Consider the following 18,981-nt stretch of genomic DNA (forward strand, 5'->3'; position numbering starts at 1 on the left):
CGCTCCGGGCAGCGTCACGTCAGCGCCGCGGGCTGCGTTTTCCCGCAGTGTCTTTGCCGGTCTTCTTCGTGGTCTTGCGGCTGGTGCGTGCTGCGGGCCGTTCGAGCCCTGACGCTTCGGGCTCTTTCTCGCGCTTGCGCGGCGTGCGCCGACCTGATTCGTTCGCTGCATGGGGCGCCCCATCGGGTGCGGCATCGGGCGCGGCATTGGGTACTTCGCGCGCCGTGGCTTTGTCGGCGCTTTTTTCGCTTTTGTCCTTGGCGCTGCGCGCCGGGCGATCCTCACCCTCGCGCACGAGACGAAAGTCGATGCGGCGCCCGTCCAGATCGACGCGGCTGACCTGCACACGCAAGCGCGTGCCTATGCCATAGCGTATGCCCGTGCGCTCGCCGCGCAGTTCCTGGCGTGCCTCGTCGAAGCGGAAATACTCGCCGCCAAGCTCGGTGATGTGCACCAGCCCCTCGACGTACAAGGCGTCGAGCGTGACGAAGATGCCAAAGCCCGTGACCGCGCTGACCACGCCGCTGAACTCCTCGCCCAGGTGCTCGCGCATGTATTTGCACTTGAGCCAGGCTTCCACATCACGGCTGGCCTCATCCGCACGGCGCTCGTTGGCACTGCAGTGCAGGCCCGCGGCCTCCCAGGCGAGCAGCTCCGGGTCTATGCGCACCGGCGCCTCGGCCTGCGCGCCCGCTGCCGCACGCCCTGCGAGGCGCTTGGCGAGCTTGAACTGGGCTTCGCCCGGCGTGGGCAAAGCAGGCAGACGGTATTTTTTGCCCGCCAGGATAGCCTTGATGACGCGGTGCACCAGCAAATCGGGGTAGCGCCGTATGGGGCTCGTGAAATGCGTGTAGGCCTCGAACGCCAGGCCGAAGTGGCCGCTGTTGTAGGGCGTGTAGATCGCCTGCTGCATGGAGCGCAGCAGCATGGTGTGGATCTGCTGCGCATCGGGCCGGGCTTTGGTGGCCTCGGCGATGGCCTGGAATTCCGCGGGGCGCGGGTTCTCGCTGATCGACATGCCCACGGCCATGGCCTTGAGGTAGTTGCGCAGCACTTCGAGCTTTTCCGGCGTGGGGCCTTCGTGCACGCGAAACAGGCTGGCGTGCCCGCCCTGGGCGATGAAGTCGGCGCTGCACTCGTTGGCCGCGAGCATGGCTTCTTCGATCAGGCGGTGCGCCTCGTTGCGCGTGCGCGGCACGATTTTTTCGATGCGGCCGTTTTCGTCGCAAATGATCTGCGTCTCGGTGGTCTCGAAGTCCACCGCGCCGCGCGCCTGGCGCGCCTGCAGCAGCGCCCGATAGACGTCGTGCAGGTGCAGCAAGTCCTGCACGCGCTCGGCGTATTTCGCGGCCTCGGGCCCGCGCGTGTTGGCCAAGATCGCCGCCACCTCGGTATAGGTGAAGCGCGCATGGCTGCGCATCACCGCAGGGTAAAACTGGTAGGCGTGCACCTCGCCCTTGGCTGTGATGAGCATGTCGCAGACCATGCACAGCCGCTCGACCTGCGGGTTGAGCGAGCACAGCCCGTTGCTGAGCTTTTCGGGCAGCATGGGGATCACGCGGCGCGGGAAATACACGCTCGTCGCACGCTCGTAGGCGTCGGTGTCTATGGCGCTGCCGGTTGTGACGTAGTGGCTCACGTCGGCGATCGCCACAAGCAAGCGCCAGCCCTTGCTGCGCCCCACGCGCGCAGGCTCGGCATAGACCGCGTCGTCGAAGTCGCGCGCATCTTCGCCGTCTATGGTGACCAGCGGCACGTCGGTCAGGTCTATGCGATTGCGCTTGTCCTGCGCGCGCACCTTGTCGGGCAAGGCCTTGGCTTCGGCCAGGCACTCGGGCGAAAACACATGCGGCACGCCGTATTTGCGCACGGCGATTTCGATTTCCATGCCCGGGTCATCGACCTCGCCGAGCACCTCGCTCACGCGCCCCACGGGCTGGCCAAACAACGCCGGCGGCTCGGTCAGTTGCACCACCACCACCTGCCCCGGCTTCGCGCTGCCCGTCGCGCCCTTGGGGATCAAAATGTCCTGCCCGTAGCGCTTGTCCTCGGGCGCGACGAGCCACACGCCGCTTTCTTGCAGCAGGCGCCCGATGATGGGCTGCGGCGGACGCTCGATGATCTCGAGCACATGCCCCTCGGGGCGGCCGCGCCGGTCGTGGCGCGCAATGCGCACGCGCACCCTGTCCTTGTGCAGCACAGCGCGCATTTCATTCGGCGGCAGATAGATGTCGGGCTCGCCATCGTCGCGGATGACGAAGCCATGGCCGTCGCGGTGCCCCTGCACCGTACCCACGATCTCGTCGGTCAGGCGACTTTGTATGGCGCCCGCGCTCGAGGTGGTGACTGAAGCGGTTTTTTTCGTGTACAATTTCATTCTTTCCTGAAATGCCCAGGTGGCGGAATTGGTAGACGCACTAGTTTCAGGTACTAGCGAGTAACATCGTGGAGGTTCGAGTCCTCTCCTGGGCACCAAAATAGCGCCCGCACGCTTCCAAGAACGTGCGGGCTTTTTTCTTTTTCCCTTGAAAATCAATCATTTAGCGTCCGTGTGTGTCCGCTGAAGTATAGGGGCATCCGGCGCAATGTGGGGGCATTTTTGGGGGCATTTTTTTCGGGTGCTTTTTGGGGGCATCGCGCGCAGCCAAGGCGCGGGCGGTGGTGCGGCGCAAGGCTGCACGGTGCGGCAGTCTGCGGGCTAGGTGCGCAGGGCTGCGGCCTGGTGCGGCTGCCGGATGCCTGGGCCTGCCCTGCGCCCGGCTCTGGCGCTTGCGGCTGGGCGGCGGTTGTCTGGTGCAGCAAGCGGCGGCCGTGGCATGGCGTCAAAGGGGCGCAGCGGGCTTGGGCAGGGTGCGCCAGGGCGGGCGGCGCTGGGGCCTTTTTGGGGGCAAAAAAATGCCCCCAGCTCGTGCAGAAAATCGGCGCTTTTGGGGCGAAAAAGGTGCCGCAACGGATGCGGCCGGCGGGGCCGGGCAGAAAGGGCTTGCAGAAATTTTTTGTTTTCTTATCCCGGTATCGTTAAAAAAAACTGGGGACACTGGGGACAAACCCGAAAAACGCTTGCAAGTCTTTGATTTATAAGGCGAAATTTGTCCCCAGTTGCGTTTGGGGACAAGCGTTTTTTACTGGGGACACTGGGGACAAAATCCCGCTTTTGGTGCACGCCGCTGGGGCGTGAATTTTTGCCCTTCGCTGCGTCGATTTTTTCGCAACCCATTGAATTTCAAGCGTTTTTCATCGAATCCGTGGCGCCGCGGCGATGATGCTCGCGGGTTTTTGGGGTTCGCCGGCCACGCGCAGGCCGAAAACGCTTGCAGAAATTTCGCCCGCGGGCTGCGGGAATTTGGGCCTCGAAGGGGTCATGCGCGGGGGCTTTTGGGTGGGTGCGGCGGCCTGTTTTTGCCGCACTCTGATTCGATTCCCGATTTTGCGATTTTTGGGGGTTCCGTGCGTCCTTTGCGTGCGCGCTAACCTGCCGGCCGGCGCTCGATTCACGCGGGCGGCGCAGGGCTAGGCGCAGGGCTGGGCGGCGCGGCGTGGTGGCGCAACATCCGGCAGGCGCCGGGCCGTGCGGGCATGGTTGCGGGCCTGGTGGCCGGCTCTGCCCGGTGCGCGCGGATCATGCGGCGCGGTGGCGCGCAGGGCTGGGCGGATTCTCCAAGCAAAGACGCGGGCGGGCCGGCGCTGCGCATGGGTAGGGGCCGGCGCGATCAGGCTGCGGGCATGGTGGCAGGCGCTCGATTCACGCGGGCGGCGCGGGGCTGGGCGCGGGGCTGGGCGCCGGGCCTGGGCGCCGGGCCTGGGCGCAGGGCTGGGCGGCGTGGTGTGGTGGCGCAACATCCGGCAGGCGCGGGCCGTGCGGGCATGGCTGCGGGCCTGGTGGCCGGCTCTGCCCGGTGCGGCGGATCATGCGGCGCGGTGGCGCGCAGGCTGGGCGGATTCTCCAAGCAAAGACACGGGCAGGCCGGCGCTGCGCATGGGTAGTGGCCGGCGCGATCAGGCTGCGGGCCTGGTGGCCGGCGCTCGATTCACGCGGGCGGCGCAGGGGCTGGGCGCAGGGCTGGGCGGTTTGGCACTGGCGCGGGTGCGGGGGTGCGGCGCTGCGGTTTCGATAGTGAAAACTTATCGCCGCGGCTCGAATTCGTCAGTACCCGGAAAAAACCACTATCTACAAAACCCAAGGGGGTCGAATTACCCTCAGCCCAGATAGGGGGGAAGTACCTTTTTCACCTGGTGCGCACGCCTTTGGACTTGCGCGCGAAGGCGGTTTCCCCCGTGCCGCGCCCCTACCGGCGGGCGGGCGGCGGGGGGATTTTTCTGCAAGGGTTTGGGCTGAAGCCGCGGCGCATGGTGGGCAAGGCCGGGCGCGGCGTCAAAGGTCTAGCTCGAAGATGGCGGGCGGTATGCGGTAGCACCACGCTAGGCCAATGCCCGGCAAGCGCGGCTTGCAGTCGTATCGGCGCCCTTTGTCGGGCACCAAGCAACCATGATCGAGCAGCACGGCGGCCACTGCGCGCGGGTCGAAGCCCGCGCAAACCTCGTTCGTGAACACTTCGCGCAGGATGAAATACTCCACGCTTACGCTTTCGCCCAGCGCAGCCGGCATGCGGGCACCGAATTCGACTTCAAACTGCGAATCGTTTTTGATGGGCTGCCCATGCTCACCCAGCATGCGCCGCAAGCCGGCGCGGTTGAGGGTTTTGCTTGCGTGATCGTCCGCGGCGCGGTGCCACCACGCAAAGCGGCCTTCGCCGTTCGCCTCGAGAAAGCGCCGCACTTGCCGCAGAATTTGCTGCACCTCGGCATTGCCGGCGCCGCCACGTGCCGCAAGCCACGCTTCGAAGCAAACGCGGGCCGCCTCTTCGGCCTCGCCCGGCTCCCAGCCGGTCAGGCCGGCTTCAGTGGCAAGCTCGCCCGCGGTGCCCACGAGCGCAAAGCGGGCGCCCACGCGCTGCGCCTGCCCGGCCGCGCCAGCGGGCACGAGCGCGGCTTGGAGCGATGCCAGCCGCTCTAGCAGCGGGCGGCGCAATTCTGCCCAGCGGGAAGCTATCCATTCAACCCATGCCATCCCTGGGGCGCCATAGTTTGCGGCCGCGGCGCGCTGAAGTTCGTTTGCAAACGCGGCGGCGCTCGGGCGGCCGTGCAACTCTTCGAAAAGGCCCAGCCCGGCGCCGGCATCGGCTTCGATTGTCACCATGCGCGCTTCTTGCCCTGCGCGTGGGCGGCGGCCGGCCTCGGCTAGGTGGTCGGCAAGCCCCACTTCGCCCGCGCTCAGGAACAGCAAACGCCAGCTCAGGCGCTGGCGCGCGCCTCCGTTGCGCGTGGCGCGGGCCTTGGATTGTTCGTTTGCGAGCATGTAGGCCGCCTCGCCCGCCTCGCGCGGGTCAACCTGGGCCAGTTCGTCGAGGATCAGCAGCGAATCGCAATGCTGCGCAGCTATGGATTCGAGAGCGTTTGCGGTGGCGCGCCAGCGTTGCAGGTAGGCGGGTGGGCCGAAAACGCTTGCGGCCACGCGCAGCGCGGTCGTTTTGCCGCAGCTCGAATCGCCGCGAACGTGAACGCCTCCACTATCAACGCCGGCAAGCCGCAGCAAGGGGGCGGCGAAGGCGGCGGACACGGCGAAGGTTAAGCGCGAATTGCCTCGGCAAAGCGCGCCCACGCGCTCGCGCCAGGCGGCCACGTCGCCGCGTTGCTTGAAATTGCTTTCGGTGCCTGCGTCCGACTGAAAAATCACGCGCTCGCCGGGCGCGTCGGGCGCGCATATCGTGCGCCGGGGCAACACGAAAACGGCGCCGGATTCGCCCGATGGATGCCATCCGCAGCGCTCGGTGCTGGTGGCGAGTTCGGCAGGCCGGCGGGTTTGGATGTATTCGGCCAATTTTGCGCGTGCGGCGGGGCTTGTGGAAATTGACAAGCCCATATCCAAAAGGCGCGCGCGCAACTCCGCGCCATCGCCTGCGAGCATGCGGGCCGGGGCCGCCCATTCGCGGGGTCGGCCTTCGCCATCGGCAAAACTCAGCAAAAAGCCCCAGCCGGAGCCGTCCAGGGCGCGCGAGCGGGCGCACACGAATAGCGAGCCGCAAACCCAAAGGGGCTTGGTGGGGTTTCCGTCGCGGTCGCGCCCTTGGTAGTAAACGCCTTTTTCATCAACGAAAAACGGATCAAACGCGGGCGGCTCTGTGGACTCGGGCGGCGCTTCGGCGTCGGGTGCTGCGGGTGGAGCCAGGGCTGCGCGCGGGGCGGCGCGGGCAACCTCGAAGCGCTCAAGGGCGGCCTCAATTTGCGCGCGCACGGCATCAAGGCCGCGGGCGGCGTGCAGGTCGTTGAAATCGGTTTGGCCGGCGGCAAGCCCGGCGGGTAGAACGCTGAAGCCTCGCACGCGCGCGGCGGCGGTGGCGGCGGCTTGGGCGCCGGGGTTTCGGCCGCTGCGCAACTCGGTTTGGCGATCATCGTCGCCACAAACGCCAATGATTGCGGCCGGGAAACTTTGGCGCAAGGCAAGGGCGGTTTTTTTGAGATTCGCGCAATTGAAAGCAACGGCCACGGGCCGGCCGGTGGCCTCGTGAATGCTTGCGGCCGTCGCGAAGCCCTCCGCGAGCAAAATCACGGGCGCGCCCGTTGGGTCGCCTAGCATGCACCAAAGGCCAGCGACTTTGCCGCCTTTCAGGAAAAACTTGTCGGGGCCGGAATCGGGCTTTTGCGGCAGGATGCGCTGCAAGTTCCATAGCGCGCCATCGGCATCGCGCAAGGGAATCAGCAGCTCGCCCGTTTCCGCGTCAACGCGGGCGCCGTAGGGGCGAACGCCCTTTTTTTTGACGTAGGGGTGATTTTCGGCCGCGGATTCGTCGGCAGAATCCCAAAGCTCGCGGGCGCGCTCGGCTGCGGCCGCTTGGGCCGCTTCCTGGGCTTCGGACGCGGCGCGCTCCGCGGCTTCGCGCTCGGCGCGCTGTCGCGCAAGCGCCGCGTGATCCAGCGGGGGCGCGGCGCGGCGCTCTTCGGCGGTTGGCATGAAACCATGCTTTTGCGCTTCGTGAAACAACGTTCCAATGCCAATTCCCCCGCTGGCCTTGACACTGCGCCAGGTCGCGCGGGTGGCCCTGGGGTCATAACCTTCGGCGTCGGTTTGGCTCCAAGCGTCGAAAATTTCGTAGCCGGTTTCGTCGGGAAATTCGGCCTTGATCGCCATCGCCAGGCGCGCCCATTCTTCGCGCGGCAGGCCCGCGGGGATGTGCGTCAAGGCGCGCCGGATCGTTTCGGTTGATACGCGGTTTTGCATGCACTTGTCCGGCTTTCAAAAGTTTGTTGAATCGAGCGACTCGCGGGCTTTCGCGGTGGCGTCGGCAATGTTTTCGCCGGCGGCGGTCAGGTCGCGCAGAGCGGAAGGCAGCGGCGCCAGGGCCTCGAAAATCCCTCCAAGCTCGGTGCGCAAAGCGGCGGCTATCTCAGCGAGCTGGCGCGCGACTTCGAGCGTGGCGGCGGCCGAAACAAGCTGCCCGTCGTGCTCGGTAAGGCGGCGCCCAAGGGCGGCGGCGAGCGCTTCGGTGAGGGTTTGGAGTTCGCGGGCGGCGTTCATTGCTGGGCCTCCGCGACTTTGGCGTTGACCCAAGCAAGCACGGCCGATTCCGGCCACGCGGCGCAGCGCTGCGATAGGCGCACCTGCCGCGGGAATGTTCCGGCGCGCGTCATGGCGTAGATCGAGGACTTTTTCAGCCCGGTGAGGGCTTCTACCTGCGGCAGGCGAAGCAAGCGCTCGCGCGGCTGCACGGGGGCGGTGGAATGGACAAGCATCATGGTGCGGGTTTCCTTCAAAAGTTCGTTGAGTTCCGGGCGCGCTCACGATGGTTCGTTTGCGCCCGGTTGGAACTTTGAAACTCACGCCATGGCGCCGTGAAGGCGCAGCTTTCCGCGGGCGTTTCATGGCTTGAAGCGCGCTTGAATGCTTGGCTTTGTGCTATCGGAACGAAAGCGGCGGCGCCGTGCCTGCGCCATGCCTGCGCCATGGGCGCGCGGGCTGGGCGGTCAGTAGCGGCGTTTGCGCAAGACGGACTCGAAGGCGTTTTCAACCCTGCCGGGCGCCGGGCGGCGCTCGGTATGGGTGGGGCCTTCATCGCCGGCTTGGTCGCCGCTGGACAAAACCTTGTTCAGCCGCGCCGGCTCAATTCCCAACTCTGCCGCAACCCCAGCCGCAACCCCAGCCGCGCCGCGCCCGCCTCGGGCCTGGACTTCGGCCGCGAGAATCGCCCGGTGCGCCGGCTCCCACGGCGCCCGCGGGTTTGCTTTGCGGTGCGCGATCAAGTCGGCAAAGGTTCGAATTTCCGGGGCTAGCTCTGCGGCCATGCTGTATCCCCAAAACGCAACGGCATCGCTCAGTCGCACGCAAAGCGCGGCGGCCTTGTCGCTTGGGCCGCCCATGAACGGCTGCGCTTGCGCGGGCGCGCCGGGCGCGGCGCCTGGTGGGCGCGCGTGCACGGTGCGGGGCCAGTTTTCCAAGATGAACCGGGCGGCCTTTTGGGCTGCCGACTCGGGGCCTGGTGGCGTGGGGGTGGCCCACTTTTCAGGCACGGGCACGGGCACGGCCGGGCGGTCGCCTTGCCAATCGCTCGCCCAGCTCGGGCGGCGCAGCACGGTTTGGGCCTTTTGGATCAGGCGGCACGAGCCCAGCACGTTTCCACTTGTGCAGGGCTGGGCGTAGTCGCCCGGCTGCGCCCGGAAAAGCGGCAGTTTGGCGCCCTGCGTTTCGAGCGTGTGGGCCACGCTCTGCACGGCGGCGGAGAGGGGTAATTCGCGGGTTTGAGCGAGCCAATGCACCACGTCCGCGAGGAGCACAAGGCGCCCGGCCGCACCTGGGGCGCTGCGCATGTGCAGGCCGGAGGATTCTGCCCGCCATGCGGCGGGCGCGGGTGCGGGTGCGCTGGGCGTGGCGGGGGGCTTTTTGGCTGGCATGGGGGCGGCTGAGGGTTGCGGGCCTTCGTTCCGGGTGCGGGTCAAGCGTCGAGGGCGCCCTCCGCGTCGAAAGCGGCCTTCAACGCGACGGCGCGGCTTGCGGCGCGCAGGGTGGCTTGGGCCAGCGGTGGCGCAAGCTCTGCCGGCTGAAGGGCGTTGATGGCCTCGTTTGCGCGAAAGGCAATTTCGCCCAGCATGCGCACCACAAGCCGGGCATTGACCCTGCCGCGGCCGCGGTCGCACTCGCGGGCGGCAATGTCTGCCATGGCTTCGATGCCTTGGAGGGCGTCGATTGCGATGATCTCGAGGCCCTCCAAAGAAGCGGGGGTTATGGCGCCGGCCGTGGCGGCAGGCATGGCCTGAGGGGGGTTTTCGCTCATGGCTCAGGCCCTCCCGTCATTGCCGGGGGTGGCGGCCGCGGCATGGGCGGCGCTTGCGGCTTTGAGCAGCGTTAAAGCGCGGTTTGCGCGTGCGGTGGCGGCCCATAAATTCGCGCCTTGCTCGGCGTGACCGGCGCAGGGCTGGCGCACGAAATAGAGCGCGGCGGCAAGCGCGTTTTGAATGGCGCCGAAGCGCTGCACGGGGTCAAGCGGGGCGGCGGCGCGGTTTGCGCGTGCCAGGGTGCGGGGCGCGGCGCCCGTGGGGGTGGTGGCGGTTGCCATGGTTCAAATTCTCCTGCTTCGAACTGAAAGCCACCTTCGCCGGTTTTGAAGCCGGTTGCGGGTGGGCGGGATGTTCAAAACACGCAAGCAGGGCGTGCGGGCGGCCTTGCGGTGCGCCCCATCCCGCCCAAACTGTGCGCCGGCAGCCCTTGCGGCGGCTGCGCGGCAGTGTCCAGACGTGACGAAAGCCCACTATCGGGGGGCTTGCTCCGCTGCTTTCCTTGGGTGTTTTGAAGCACCAGCCCCTTTTGTGGGGCCGGGCGCGATTGTGGCGGCTTGTGCGCTGCGCGTCAAGCGCCTGGGTGCGGGTGCCTGCGGGGCGCGGTGCAGTGTGCCCATGGGCGCGGTGCCGGCGTGCGCGCGGCCTGCGGGCGCTGGCGCGGCCTGGTGGTGCTGGCGCGGCCTGGTGGTGCTGGCGCGGCCTGGTGGTGCTGGCGCGGCCTGGTGGTGCTGGCGCGGCTTGCGGGCTGCGGTTCAGGGGTGGCGCCTGGGTGGTGGCGCTGGGGGTTGCGGCGCCGCTTTCAGGGGGTGGGCTTGTCCCCAAGGAATCCGAGTTCGCGCAGGCGTTGCACGGTTTGGGCGTCGGCTTTTTGGGCCAGGGCTTTTGCTTCGGCGGTGGGCGGGCGCAGCAGCAGGGCGGCGGGCATTTCGGCCTCAAGGCATGCCTCGATTCGCGAATGCGCGCGCACGAATTTTCGGGGGCAGGGCTGGCCTTGCTCGGGTGGCTGCGCAAAGCAGTAGATCGGGGTGCCGTGCCCCCAGTAGGCGCCGCCTTGGTCGTACCCGCCAGAATCGAGCGGCACGCGAAAAAGGTGCACGCTGCGCGGCTCATTGCGCAAAGGCTCTTCGGGGCGGCCGTGGGGCGCGCCGAAGCGGCTTGAGACTTTTTCGATGGCAAGGGCTTCGATGGTCATGGGGATGCTCTGCGGTTTGGCCTGCGGGCGGGCGGTGGGCGCGGCGCGGCGGCGCCTGGTGGGCTCATGGCGCGGCGGTGGGCGCGCGGTCAGGCGTGGTCGGTGCGGTGGCCGGCGCGGCGGGCTGGGAAAGGGGTTCGATGGCGGGCAGGCGGCGCTTTGATGCGCGCCATAGGTCGAATTGGCTTTGCATGCCCATCCAAACATCGGGGGACGTGCCCAGCCATTGCGCCAGGCGCAAGGCCATGGGCGCAGATACGGCGGCGCGGCCGTTCAAAACCTTGCTGAGGGTGGCGCGCGCAACGTGCAGCGCTGCCGCGGCCTGGGTGACGGTGAAGCCTTCGGGCAGGCATTCGCGCAGCACTTCGCCGGGGTGTGGGGGTTTGGGCGTGCGGGCCATGGGGCGCAGTGTAGCGCGTAACGTTTCGCCGCGCACATTGCCGGCCGTGCGCCAGTAGCCGGCGCCGCATGGAAGTTTGAGCTTTGTGCGTTTGCCCGGCGCCGGTAGGGCGCGCGCGGCGGGAAACCCTTTTCGCGCGCGCGTGCGCCAGGGTGCGGGGTGGTTTTCCAAGGAAAGGGGGTGCGGGCGCCCTGCCCTGCCCTGCCCTACCCTGCCCGGCCGCAGGCGCAGGCGCAGGCGCAGGGGTGGGCGTGGGCGCTGGCGCGGGTTGCCCTCATGAAAAAACCGGAAGCCCTGCCTCGGCTCGCACCGCGGCGAGCGCCTGAACGTCGCCGCGCGCGGCGGCCTCGAGCAGCTCTAACGGGTAGGTGCGGTTTGCGAGCCAGTCGCTCAGGTCTGGGTCTGCGTCGCCTTGTTCGCGAGCGATGCGCAGAGCAAGCGCTTGGGCTTTGGGTGAAAGCTGGGGTTCCATGGGACGGCTCCTTTCTGGGGTGGTGGGGTTTTTCAGTGTGGCGCAAGCCGGGCCAGCAGGGCGGCGCTTTGTTCGGTGGCGGCTTGCAGGCGGCCTTGCAGTGTGGCGGCTTGCTCGCGGGCCTGCGCGGCTTGGGCGGTGGCGGCGTCGCGCTCGGCAAGCAAGGCATCGGCGCGGGCTTGTGCGGCTTGCGCTTTTTCCGTGGTGGCGGCAAGGGCGGCGCGCAGCTCGTGGGCCTGGGCCTGCGCGGCCTGCACGGCGGCTTGCAGCTCGGCAATGTGCGCGCGGGCTTGGTCGAGTTCGGCGGCCATGGCGTCGGCTGCGGCTGCGGCTTCAGCGCGGGCGGCCTCGGTGGCGGCGCGCTCTGCGGCAAGGGCGGCGCGCTCGGCTTGCATGCGGGCGCCGGCATCTTCGAGCGCGGCCGCCCAAAGCGCGGCGGCAAGCCCTTGCGCGCGCTCGGCAATGGCTGCGGGCACGGGTTCGGGCGGCGCTTCGGCGGGCGTTGCGCGGCTGCGCCATTCGGCCATTGCCTCTTGGATCGTGGAGAAGCTGCCGCCTCCCAGCTCGCGGCGCACGGCGGCAAGGGTGGGCTTTTGGCCGGCGGCGGCAAGGGCATCGGCCACTTCAAAAATTCGGGCTTTGGTGACGGTCATTTTTTGCCTTTCTGTAGCGTGTAGTTTGTAGTGCGTAGTATTGTATCGCTACATTCTCCGATTCGCTACAAACCCGGCGCGCGGCGCTGGCACGGATTCGGGCGGCTGGGCATGGTGGCGCGGCACGGCGCGGGCGGCGCGGTGCACTGGGGCGGGCCGGCAAGCCGCGGGCGCCAGGGCCGGGCGTCGATTCAAAGGGCGGCAGTGCGGCAGGCGGCGGCAGGCAGGCGGCAGGCAGGCGGGCGGCGGGCGGCAGGCGGCGGGCGCTGAGGGGTTTTCCCAAGGGAAAGCGGCAGGGCGCGGCAAAAAATGAGCGGGGAGCGCTATCTATAGAAGAGAAAGAGAGATTTTTTCATTCTCACTATATAAAAACGTCCCCATTCTGTCCCCACTTTGTCCCCATTTTGTCCCCACTAGCCAAACTGCCCGCAAACCCGCATGCTTTCGTGTTTTTGTGCTCTTTTTGGTGGGTGTGTCCCCACGTCCCCAGCAAAAAATGATGCCAAGGTCGCATGATTTTTCTTGCGGGCGCAAAAAAGCCGCCTTGCTGGGCGGCTTGCTGGGTGGGCTGCGGGGCTGCGTTCAGGCTTTGGCGGTGCGCGCGGGCAAGGGCAGCACGTTCGACCCTTCGCGCTTTTGGTCTAGGGTGTCTGCCCACCATTGCAGCAGGCGGGCGCGCTCTGTCATGTACGCGGCGCGGTTATAGGCGGCGCGCACTTTGTTTCCTGGGACGTGGGCAAGGGCGCGCTCGATTACATCGGCAGGCCAGGCGGCTTCGTTTGCCATGGTGGAAAACAGCGCCCGAAAGCCGTGCGCCGTGGCAACGTCGCCAAAACCCATGCGGCGCAGCATCAGATTCAAGGTGTTTTCGCTGATGGGCTTGCGCGGGGCCTGCGGGCTGGGAAAAACCAGCTCGCGGCCGGCTGATAGCGGTTGCATGGCGCGCAGCACTTCGAGCGCCTGCCGCGATAGGGGGATGCGGTGCTCTGCGCGCATTTTCATGCGCTCGGCGGGGATGATCCAAAGGGCTTCATCAAGGTCAAACTCAGCCCAACGGGCAAAGCGCACTTCGCCGGGTCGCGTGGCGGTCAAAAGCAGCAAGCGCATGGCGCCGATGGTGGAGGGGTCGCCTTGGTAGGCGTCGAGTTTGCGCAGGAACTCGGGCAAGTCGCGCTCGGGCAGGGCGGCGCGGTTTGTGACGTTGCGGGGCTTCAGCACTTCGGCCGGCACAAGGTCAACCATGGGATTGCTGGCAAGCCGGCCATGCGTCGCTGCCCATCGAAAAATCGCCTTCAGGCGCTGAAGCACGCGCCCGGCCATATCGCCCGCGCCGGCCGCCTCTACAGCCTGGGCGGTGCGGCGCAGCTCCGCGGGGGTGATTGTTTCGAGCGGTCGATTGCCCAGCTTGGGGAAGGCGTGCAGCTCCAAAGAGCGCAGGATGCGCCCAGCGGTGCCTTCATCCCATCGGGCCTTTTGGTGCGCCATCCAATCGAGCGCCACGGCGCGCAGCGTGTTCGCGGATTCGTGCCGGGCCTTCATCTTTGCGGCCTTGCGCAGGGCGCCGGGGTCTTCGCCATTTTTGAGCGCCTGCCGGGCCTGGGCGGCAAGGTCGCGGGCTTGGCTCAGGGACGTTTCGGGGTATATCCCAAGGGCAAGGCGCTTTTCCTTGCCGGCGAAGCGGTATTTCAGGCGCCAATATCGCCGGCCGGCGGCGGTGACTTCGACATACAGCCCGGCGCCATCAAAATGCTTTCCGGGTTTGGTGAGGGTGCGCAGCTTGGCATCGGTAAGGGTCATTTTGAGCAGGGTACCGAAACGAATGTGGGGGCATTTTTGGGGGCATTTTCGGAACGCTCAAGAAAAAAATCAAGGCTTTTCAATGACTTAGGCGAGAGGTTCGAATCCTCTCCTGGCACCAATCAAAGACTCTTGCGCGGTCCACAGACAAGCCTGCGAACAAGCCTGCAATACCAAGCGATTGCAGGCTTTTTTGTTGCCTGCCGCAGCGCACATTTCGTCAGCATTTGGTGCATGCATGGTACGGCGCCCCAGAATTCCAAATGCGCCATGTGCGCAAAAATAGCGCAAACGGCAAGTCCCAAACCAAAAAGGGCTTGCAGCGCACGCCACAAGCCCCTTCAAACATTGGTCGGAGCGGCGGGATTCGAACTCGCGACCCTCTGCTCCCAAAGCAGATGCGCTACCAGGCTGCGCTACGCTCCGACAAACTACAATTTTACCGCGCAAAATGGGCCTTCCGAGCCGGCAAGCGCAGTCTTTTGTTCAACGGCCCGATCCCGACGCTCCACCAGGTGCCGGCCCACGTCCGGGCAGATGGCGGAAGGTGATGCGGCCCTTGGTCAAGTCGTAAGGCGACATTTCGAGCGAAACCCGATCCCCCGCCAGAATGCGGATATGGTGCTTGCGCATCTTGCCCCCGGTATAGGCAATCAGCTGGTGACCGTTGTCGAGCGTCACCCGAAAGCGCGAATCCGGCAGCACTTCGGTAACGACGCCCTGCATTTCGATCAGTTCTTCTTTGGCCATGTTTTTTGGTTTTCGACAAATATTTTGCGTTGATTGCGCCAGCACATACAACAACTGCCACTTGGGCGCGGCAAACAGGATGTGGACGGAGACGGACTGTTGCAAGACCCCGGCACAGGTCTTTGCCCCTGATGGGTACGCCACAGTTGCGGCCCCTAGCGGCCCCCAATACCCGTTGAGATCGGGCGGCAAGGCCATGTGGTCTCGCCGTTTGTGGCCCTTTATGGACAGGCGTCGCGCGCTGTGCACAAGCTGACCATTGTAGCGCGAGCCGCGCCGGGATGGGTGTTCTCCTTTGTATTCCATTGCGCGGCAGGTTTGCTGCGGCGCCTACAATGCGTTTTTTTTCGAGGCATGCCCCTTGCACGACCGCCTGTTTGTCGCCCTGCAATATTTTTTGCCCAAGCAGGCCCTCACGGTGCTGGCCGGTCGCTTTGCCAGTGCCCGATGGGGGGCAGTGACGCAATTTGCCATCCGCCGCTTCGTCGAGCGCTACCAGGTGGACATGGCCGAGGCGGCGCAGCCCGACATTGCAAGCTACGCGAGCTTCAATGAGTTCTTCACGCGCGCTTTGCGCGCCGATGCGCGCCCTTTGGCCACAGCCGACTGGATCTGCCCGGTCGATGGTGCGATCAGCCAGTTTGGCGCGATCGAAGCGGGGCAGATATTCCAGGCCAAAGGCCATGCGTACAGCGCAACGGCCTTGCTCGGCGGCGATGCCGCGCTTGCGGCGCAGTTCGCGCAGGGCCACTTTGCCACGCTGTACCTGAGCCCGCGCGACTACCACCGCATCCACATGCCCTGCGCCGGCGAGCTCCAGCGCATGGTGCATGTGCCGGGCGCGCTGTTTTCAGTCAACCCGGCCACGGCACGCGGCATCCCCGGGCTTTTTGCACGCAACGAGCGCGTGGTCTGCGTGTTCGACTCCAGCCACGGCCCCTTCGTGCTCGTACTCGTGGGCGCGACCATCGTCGGCAGCATGGCCACGGTGTGGCATGGGCAGGTGAATCCGCCACGCCCCGGCGTGGTGCGCCGCTGGGATTACGGCGCGGGTGAGGTTCGTCTGGAGCAAGGGCAGGAGATGGGCCGTTTTCAGCTCGGCTCGACCGTGGTGTTGTTGCTGCCACGCAAAGTCGGGCAGACACTGCGCTTCGCGGCGCGCTGGCAAGCCGGCCAGGGTGTGCGGCTCGGCGAAGCCATGGCGTCGTATTCGGCAAGCTGAGTCCACCCCGGGCCGCTGCACGCCGGCTTCGCCCATCGCTCAGGCGATCACTGGCACACCTGTCTTGGCGCGCAGCGTGTCCATGGTCACGCCCGGTGCGAGTTCGACGAGCTTGAGCCCCTGCGGCGTGACGTCGAGCACGCCCAAGTCGGTGATGATGCGATCGACCACGCCCACGCCCGTGAGCGGCAGCGTGCACTGCGGCAGGATTTTCAAGTCCTCGCCGCCATCCTTGCGGCGCGCCACGTGCTCCATGAGCACGATCACGCGCGGCACACCGGCCACCAAGTCCATGGCGCCGCCCATGCCCTTGACCATCTTTCCGGGGATCATCCAGTTGGCCAGATCACCCTTCTCGCTGACCTGCATGGCGCCCAGGATGGACAGATTGATCTTGCCGCCGCGGATCATCGCGAACGACTGGTCGCTGCTGAAAATCGACGAGCCCTTGATCGTCGTCACGGTCTGCTTGCCCGCGTTGATCAGGTCGGGATCGACCTCGTCTTCATAGGGAAAGGGCCCTATGCCGAGCATGCCGTTTTCGCTTTGCAGCCACACTTCGACGTGGTTGGGCACATGGTTGGCCACCAAGGTGGGGATGCCAATGCCAAGGTTGACATAAAAGCCGTCTTGCAATTCCTGCGCTGCGCGCGCAGCCATTTGGTCATGGTTCCAGGGCATGACGATCTCCTTTACTTGCGGTTGCGCGTGGTGAGTTTTTCGATGCGTTTTTCGGGCGTGGGGTTGTGCACGATGCGGTGCACGTAAATACCCGGCAAGTGGATGTCGTCGGGGGCCAGCTCGCCCGTGGACACCACACGCTCGACTTCAACGATGCAGATTTTTCCGGCCATGGCTGCGGCCGGGTTGAAATTGCGCGCCGTCAGGTGAAAGCGCAGATTGCCCGCACGGTCGGCAATGTCGGCCTTGACCAATGCCACGTCGGGCACGAGCGAGCGTTCCATGACGTAAGTCTCGCCATCGAACTCGCGCAGTTCCTTGCCCTCGGCTACGAGCGTACCCACGCCGGTCTTCGTGAAAAACGCCGGGATGCCTGCGCCGCCCGCACGCAGCTTTTCTGCGAGCGTGCCCTGTGGTGTGAATTCAAGTTCGAGCTCGCCCGCAAGGTATTGGCGCTCGAATTCCTTGTTTTCGCCCACGTAGGACGAGATCATTTTCTTGATCTGGCGCGTCTCGAGCAGTTTGCCCAAACCGAAACCATCGACCCCGGCGTTGTTCGAAATCACCGTGAGGTTCTTCACGCCCGAATCGCGCAGCGCGTCGATCAGGGCCTCGGGAATGCCGCACAAGCCAAAGCCGCCCACAGCGAGCGTCTGGCCATCGGCCACCACGCCGCGCAAGGCTTCGGCAGCGGAAGGAAACACTTTGTTCACCATTACCTCCTTACATAAGGGAATTCGAAGATACTACGTATTTTTATAAGTAGTACTCCGTAGAGAAAATCCCATGAATGACCCGAGCCCCGATTATCGATTGGCCTTCGAGATGGCGCCCGTGGGTCTGGTGCTCTCGCGCAACCGCACCATGGTGGACTGCAACCGCCTGGTGTGCGAGATGTTTGGCGCCTCGCGCGAAGTCTTGATCGGCCAGTCTTTTCAGGTGCTCTACCCCAGCGCCGACGAATACGAACGCCAAGGTGCGCGCATGGCGCCGATCTTGAACGCCAGGGGCCACTACGCCGACGACCGCATCATGAAGCGTGCCAGCGGCGAATTGTTCTGGTGCCACGTGGCTGGCCGCGCGCTCAACCGCGCCGCGCCGCACGAATCGGGCATCTGGAGCTTTGAAGACCTGAGCGCACAGCGCCCTGTGCACGCCCAGCTCACAGGCCGCGAGCGCGAAGTCGCGGCCCGCCTGCTCGAAGGGCTCACATCCAAGGAGATCGGCAAGGCACTGGGCATCAGCCACCGCACGGTGGAAATCTACCGCGCCCGCCTCATGCGCAAATACGGCGCGTCCACGGCCGCTGATCTCGTACACAAACTGCTGGCGGGAACTTGATGCGGGCGCTGCGCAAGCCCGGTTCAGGCACTGCGGAAAACGGCTGCTAACTGCCAACCATAGGGCTGCCGCGTATCATCAGCCAAGACAATCGCATGCTGGAGACAGTGCCATGACCCCCCGTTACCCCATCCCCGACCTCGACACCCTGCCGCAGGACATCCGCAGCCGCATCCTCGAAGTGCAGGAAAAAACCGGCTTCATCCCCCACGTGTTTCTGGCATTTGCGCGCCGACCGGCCGAGTGGCGCGCCTTTTTTGCCTTTCACGATGCCTTGATGCTCAAGGAGGGCGGCAACCTGAGCAAAGGCGAGCGCGAAATGATCGTCACCGCGACGAGCGCTGCCAATCAATGCCTTTACTGCGTGGTCGCGCATGGAGCGATTTTGCGCATCTATGAGAAAAAGCCAATGCTCGCGGATCAACTCGCCGTGAATTACCGCAAAGCCGACATCACGCCGCGCCAGCGCGCCATGCTGGACTTTGCGATGAAAGTCTGCCAGCGTGCACAGGCGATCGAAGAAGCCGATTTTGCCGCCCTGCACACGCATGGCTTTGACGACGAGGACATCTGGGACATTGCCGCCATCACGGCCTTTTTCGGCTTGTCAAACCGCATGGCCAACTTTACCGGCCTGCAGCCCAACCCCGAGTTCTACCTGATGGGCAGAGTGCCACGCGCTATTGCTCCGGCCCCATAAAGTTTTAATCGGGATACCGTACGCCGGGGTCCTGGAAGTAGCTCATCACACGCTCGGGGTTTTGCTGCAGCATCGCCATGTGCTCATTGGCCGCATCGCGTAACTTGGCCTTGGTCCTGACGAGCACACGTTTGCCCATCGCCTGCTTGAGGTCTGCAGTGAGTCTTTCCTCCGGGTTGAGTTCGGGGCTATAGCTGGGCAGATAGAACAGCTCGATCTTTTCTTTGTGCTCTGTCACCCACGCCTTGACTGGCTTGCTGTGATGAACCCGCAAGTTGTCCAGAATCAGGAACACTTTCTTGCCCGCGTCCTTGATCAGGTGTCGCATCCCTGACGATTGTATAGACTCCCGCCGCTACCCCCTGTTCATGGCTCGTGCCGTTTTGCAAGCCCTGATTGAGGAACATGAGCAAGCCAGCAAAGGAGCCCGTACACCATGATGATCG

19 protein-coding genes, 2 tRNA genes and 1 pseudogene are annotated in these 18,981 nt (G+C 65.6%); 4 read left to right on the top strand and 18 right to left on the bottom strand.

Annotation, left to right across the window (positions count from 1 at the left end; all coding sequences use genetic code 11):
• Positions 1 to 19: 19 nt before the first annotated feature.
• Positions 20 to 2,371, bottom strand: a complete 2,352-nt coding sequence (rnr, locus tag FK527_RS14495; RefSeq protein WP_425460454.1) for a ribonuclease R — start codon at positions 2,369 to 2,371, stop codon at positions 20 to 22.
• 19 nt (positions 2,372 to 2,390) lie between these two features.
• On the opposite strand from rnr, the gene FK527_RS14500 reads away from it, so the two are divergent.
• Positions 2,391 to 2,475 (top strand) — tRNA-Leu (locus tag FK527_RS14500).
• Between the two features lie 759 nt (positions 2,476 to 3,234).
• On the opposite strand, the gene FK527_RS17710 is transcribed toward FK527_RS14500, so the two are convergent.
• The 14 genes from FK527_RS17710 to infA form a co-directional block, all read right to left on the bottom strand.
• Positions 3,235 to 3,363 carry a hypothetical protein gene (locus FK527_RS17710; protein ID WP_281287835.1) on the bottom strand — a complete coding sequence of 43 codons (129 nt, stop codon included), beginning with the start codon at positions 3,361 to 3,363 and terminating at the stop codon, positions 3,235 to 3,237.
• Positions 3,364 to 4,372: 1,009 nt separating this feature from the next.
• Positions 4,373 to 7,276: a DUF927 domain-containing protein gene (locus FK527_RS14505; RefSeq protein ID WP_144735258.1), complete on the bottom strand. Its 2,904-nt coding sequence runs from the start codon at positions 7,274 to 7,276 to the stop codon at positions 4,373 to 4,375.
• Positions 7,277 to 7,291: 15 nt separating this feature from the next.
• Complete coding sequence (locus FK527_RS14510; RefSeq protein ID WP_144735260.1) at positions 7,292 to 7,573, bottom strand: hypothetical protein; 282 nt, start codon at positions 7,571 to 7,573, stop codon at positions 7,292 to 7,294.
• Positions 7,570 to 7,791 carry a helix-turn-helix transcriptional regulator gene (locus FK527_RS14515; protein WP_222116163.1) on the bottom strand — a complete coding sequence of 74 codons (222 nt, stop codon included), beginning with the start codon at positions 7,789 to 7,791 and terminating at the stop codon, positions 7,570 to 7,572. Before FK527_RS14515 ends, FK527_RS14510 begins: the two co-directional genes overlap by 4 nt.
• Positions 7,792 to 8,019: 228 nt before the next feature.
• Positions 8,020 to 8,943 carry a hypothetical protein gene (locus FK527_RS14520; protein ID WP_144735262.1) on the bottom strand — a complete coding sequence of 308 codons (924 nt, stop codon included), beginning with the start codon at positions 8,941 to 8,943 and terminating at the stop codon, positions 8,020 to 8,022.
• 41 nt (positions 8,944 to 8,984) lie between these two features.
• On the bottom strand, positions 8,985 to 9,299 hold the full coding sequence (locus FK527_RS14525) for a hypothetical protein (RefSeq protein ID WP_144735264.1): 315 nt from the start codon (positions 9,297 to 9,299) through the stop codon (positions 8,985 to 8,987).
• A gap of 27 nt (positions 9,300 to 9,326) precedes the next feature.
• Positions 9,327 to 9,605, bottom strand: a complete 279-nt coding sequence (locus FK527_RS14530; RefSeq protein WP_144735266.1) for a hypothetical protein — start codon at positions 9,603 to 9,605, stop codon at positions 9,327 to 9,329.
• 521 nt (positions 9,606 to 10,126) lie between these two features.
• Entirely contained in the window at positions 10,127 to 10,519 is a 393-nt protein-coding gene (locus FK527_RS14535) for a hypothetical protein (protein ID WP_144735268.1), read from the bottom strand.
• A gap of 64 nt (positions 10,520 to 10,583) precedes the next feature.
• A complete protein-coding gene (locus tag FK527_RS14540) occupies positions 10,584 to 10,919 on the bottom strand; it encodes a HigA family addiction module antitoxin (RefSeq protein ID WP_144735269.1) in 336 nt (111 codons plus the stop codon).
• Between the two features lie 274 nt (positions 10,920 to 11,193).
• A complete protein-coding gene (locus tag FK527_RS14545) occupies positions 11,194 to 11,391 on the bottom strand; it encodes a hypothetical protein (RefSeq protein WP_144735271.1) in 198 nt (65 codons plus the stop codon).
• A 32-nt stretch (positions 11,392 to 11,423) separates the two neighbouring features.
• On the bottom strand, positions 11,424 to 12,044 hold the full coding sequence (locus FK527_RS14550) for a DNA-binding protein (protein WP_144735273.1): 621 nt from the start codon (positions 12,042 to 12,044) through the stop codon (positions 11,424 to 11,426).
• A gap of 582 nt (positions 12,045 to 12,626) precedes the next feature.
• A complete protein-coding gene (locus FK527_RS14555) occupies positions 12,627 to 13,841 on the bottom strand; it encodes a tyrosine-type recombinase/integrase (protein WP_144735275.1) in 1,215 nt (404 codons plus the stop codon).
• A gap of 349 nt (positions 13,842 to 14,190) precedes the next feature.
• Positions 14,191 to 14,267, bottom strand: a tRNA-Pro gene (locus tag FK527_RS14560).
• A 60-nt stretch (positions 14,268 to 14,327) separates the two neighbouring features.
• The gene (gene infA / locus FK527_RS14565) at positions 14,328 to 14,591 is read right to left on the bottom strand and encodes a translation initiation factor IF-1 (RefSeq protein WP_144735293.1); all 264 of its coding nucleotides are present in this window, start codon (positions 14,589 to 14,591) and stop codon (positions 14,328 to 14,330) included.
• Positions 14,592 to 14,952: 361 nt separating this feature from the next.
• Here infA and asd point away from each other — a divergent pair, with 361 nt between their 5' ends.
• Complete coding sequence (gene asd / locus FK527_RS14570) at positions 14,953 to 15,813, top strand: archaetidylserine decarboxylase (protein WP_144735277.1); 861 nt, start codon at positions 14,953 to 14,955, stop codon at positions 15,811 to 15,813.
• Positions 15,814 to 15,852: 39 nt separating this feature from the next.
• Here the strand turns inward: asd and FK527_RS14575 are convergent, their stop codons facing one another.
• Both FK527_RS14575 and FK527_RS14580 read right to left on the bottom strand, forming a co-directional pair.
• Positions 15,853 to 16,494 carry a CoA transferase subunit B gene (locus FK527_RS14575; protein ID WP_144735279.1) on the bottom strand — a complete coding sequence of 214 codons (642 nt, stop codon included), beginning with the start codon at positions 16,492 to 16,494 and terminating at the stop codon, positions 15,853 to 15,855.
• Positions 16,495 to 16,505: 11 nt separating this feature from the next.
• Positions 16,506 to 17,207: a CoA transferase subunit A gene (locus FK527_RS14580; RefSeq protein WP_144735281.1), complete on the bottom strand. Its 702-nt coding sequence runs from the start codon at positions 17,205 to 17,207 to the stop codon at positions 16,506 to 16,508.
• A 73-nt stretch (positions 17,208 to 17,280) separates the two neighbouring features.
• On the opposite strand from FK527_RS14580, the gene FK527_RS14585 reads away from it, so the two are divergent.
• Entirely contained in the window at positions 17,281 to 17,835 is a 555-nt protein-coding gene (locus tag FK527_RS14585) for a LuxR C-terminal-related transcriptional regulator (protein WP_144735283.1), read from the top strand.
• A gap of 112 nt (positions 17,836 to 17,947) precedes the next feature.
• Positions 17,948 to 18,535 (top strand): peroxidase-related enzyme, encoded by a 588-nt coding sequence (locus FK527_RS14590; RefSeq protein WP_144735285.1) that lies wholly within the window; start codon positions 17,948 to 17,950, stop codon positions 18,533 to 18,535.
• 4 nt (positions 18,536 to 18,539) lie between these two features.
• On the opposite strand, the pseudogene FK527_RS14595 reads toward FK527_RS14590, so the two are convergent.
• Positions 18,540 to 18,863: pseudogene (locus FK527_RS14595) on the bottom strand (transposase); the annotation flags it as partial.
• Between the last annotated feature and the right edge of the window lie 118 nt (positions 18,864 to 18,981).

Origin of the sequence: Extensimonas perlucida, assembly GCF_007655255.1 — a bacterium.
In the GTDB taxonomy this organism is placed as follows: Bacteria; Pseudomonadota; Gammaproteobacteria; order Burkholderiales; family Burkholderiaceae_C; genus Extensimonas; species Extensimonas perlucida.

What these genes read in the sequence shown, in the direction of transcription:
- FK527_RS17710 (WP_281287835.1), bottom strand. Translation starts at nt 3,363, where the DNA reads ATGACCCCTTCGAGGCCCAAATTCCCGCAGCCCGCGGGCGAAATTTCT.
- FK527_RS14505 (WP_144735258.1), bottom strand. Translation starts at nt 7,276, where the DNA reads ATGCAAAACCGCGTATCAACCGAAACGATCCGGCGCGCCTTGACGCAC.
- FK527_RS14510 (WP_144735260.1), bottom strand. Translation starts at nt 7,573, where the DNA reads ATGAACGCCGCCCGCGAACTCCAAACCCTCACCGAAGCGCTCGCCGCC.
- FK527_RS14515 (WP_222116163.1), bottom strand. Translation starts at nt 7,791, where the DNA reads ATGATGCTTGTCCATTCCACCGCCCCCGTGCAGCCGCGCGAGCGCTTG.
- FK527_RS14520 (WP_144735262.1), bottom strand. Translation starts at nt 8,943, where the DNA reads ATGCCAGCCAAAAAGCCCCCCGCCACGCCCAGCGCACCCGCACCCGCG.
- FK527_RS14525 (WP_144735264.1), bottom strand. Translation starts at nt 9,299, where the DNA reads ATGCCTGCCGCCACGGCCGGCGCCATAACCCCCGCTTCTTTGGAGGGC.
- FK527_RS14530 (WP_144735266.1), bottom strand. Translation starts at nt 9,605, where the DNA reads ATGGCAACCGCCACCACCCCCACGGGCGCCGCGCCCCGCACCCTGGCA.
- FK527_RS14535 (WP_144735268.1), bottom strand. Translation starts at nt 10,519, where the DNA reads ATGACCATCGAAGCCCTTGCCATCGAAAAAGTCTCAAGCCGCTTCGGC.
- FK527_RS14540 (WP_144735269.1), bottom strand. Translation starts at nt 10,919, where the DNA reads ATGGCCCGCACGCCCAAACCCCCACACCCCGGCGAAGTGCTGCGCGAA.
- FK527_RS14545 (WP_144735271.1), bottom strand. Translation starts at nt 11,391, where the DNA reads ATGGAACCCCAGCTTTCACCCAAAGCCCAAGCGCTTGCTCTGCGCATC.
- FK527_RS14550 (WP_144735273.1), bottom strand. Translation starts at nt 12,044, where the DNA reads ATGACCGTCACCAAAGCCCGAATTTTTGAAGTGGCCGATGCCCTTGCC.
- FK527_RS14555 (WP_144735275.1), bottom strand. Translation starts at nt 13,841, where the DNA reads ATGACCCTTACCGATGCCAAGCTGCGCACCCTCACCAAACCCGGAAAG.
- infA (WP_144735293.1), bottom strand. Translation starts at nt 14,591, where the DNA reads ATGGCCAAAGAAGAACTGATCGAAATGCAGGGCGTCGTTACCGAAGTG.
- FK527_RS14575 (WP_144735279.1), bottom strand. Translation starts at nt 16,494, where the DNA reads ATGCCCTGGAACCATGACCAAATGGCTGCGCGCGCAGCGCAGGAATTG.
- FK527_RS14585 (WP_144735283.1), top strand. Translation starts at nt 17,281, where the DNA reads ATGAATGACCCGAGCCCCGATTATCGATTGGCCTTCGAGATGGCGCCC.
- FK527_RS14590 (WP_144735285.1), top strand. Translation starts at nt 17,948, where the DNA reads ATGACCCCCCGTTACCCCATCCCCGACCTCGACACCCTGCCGCAGGAC.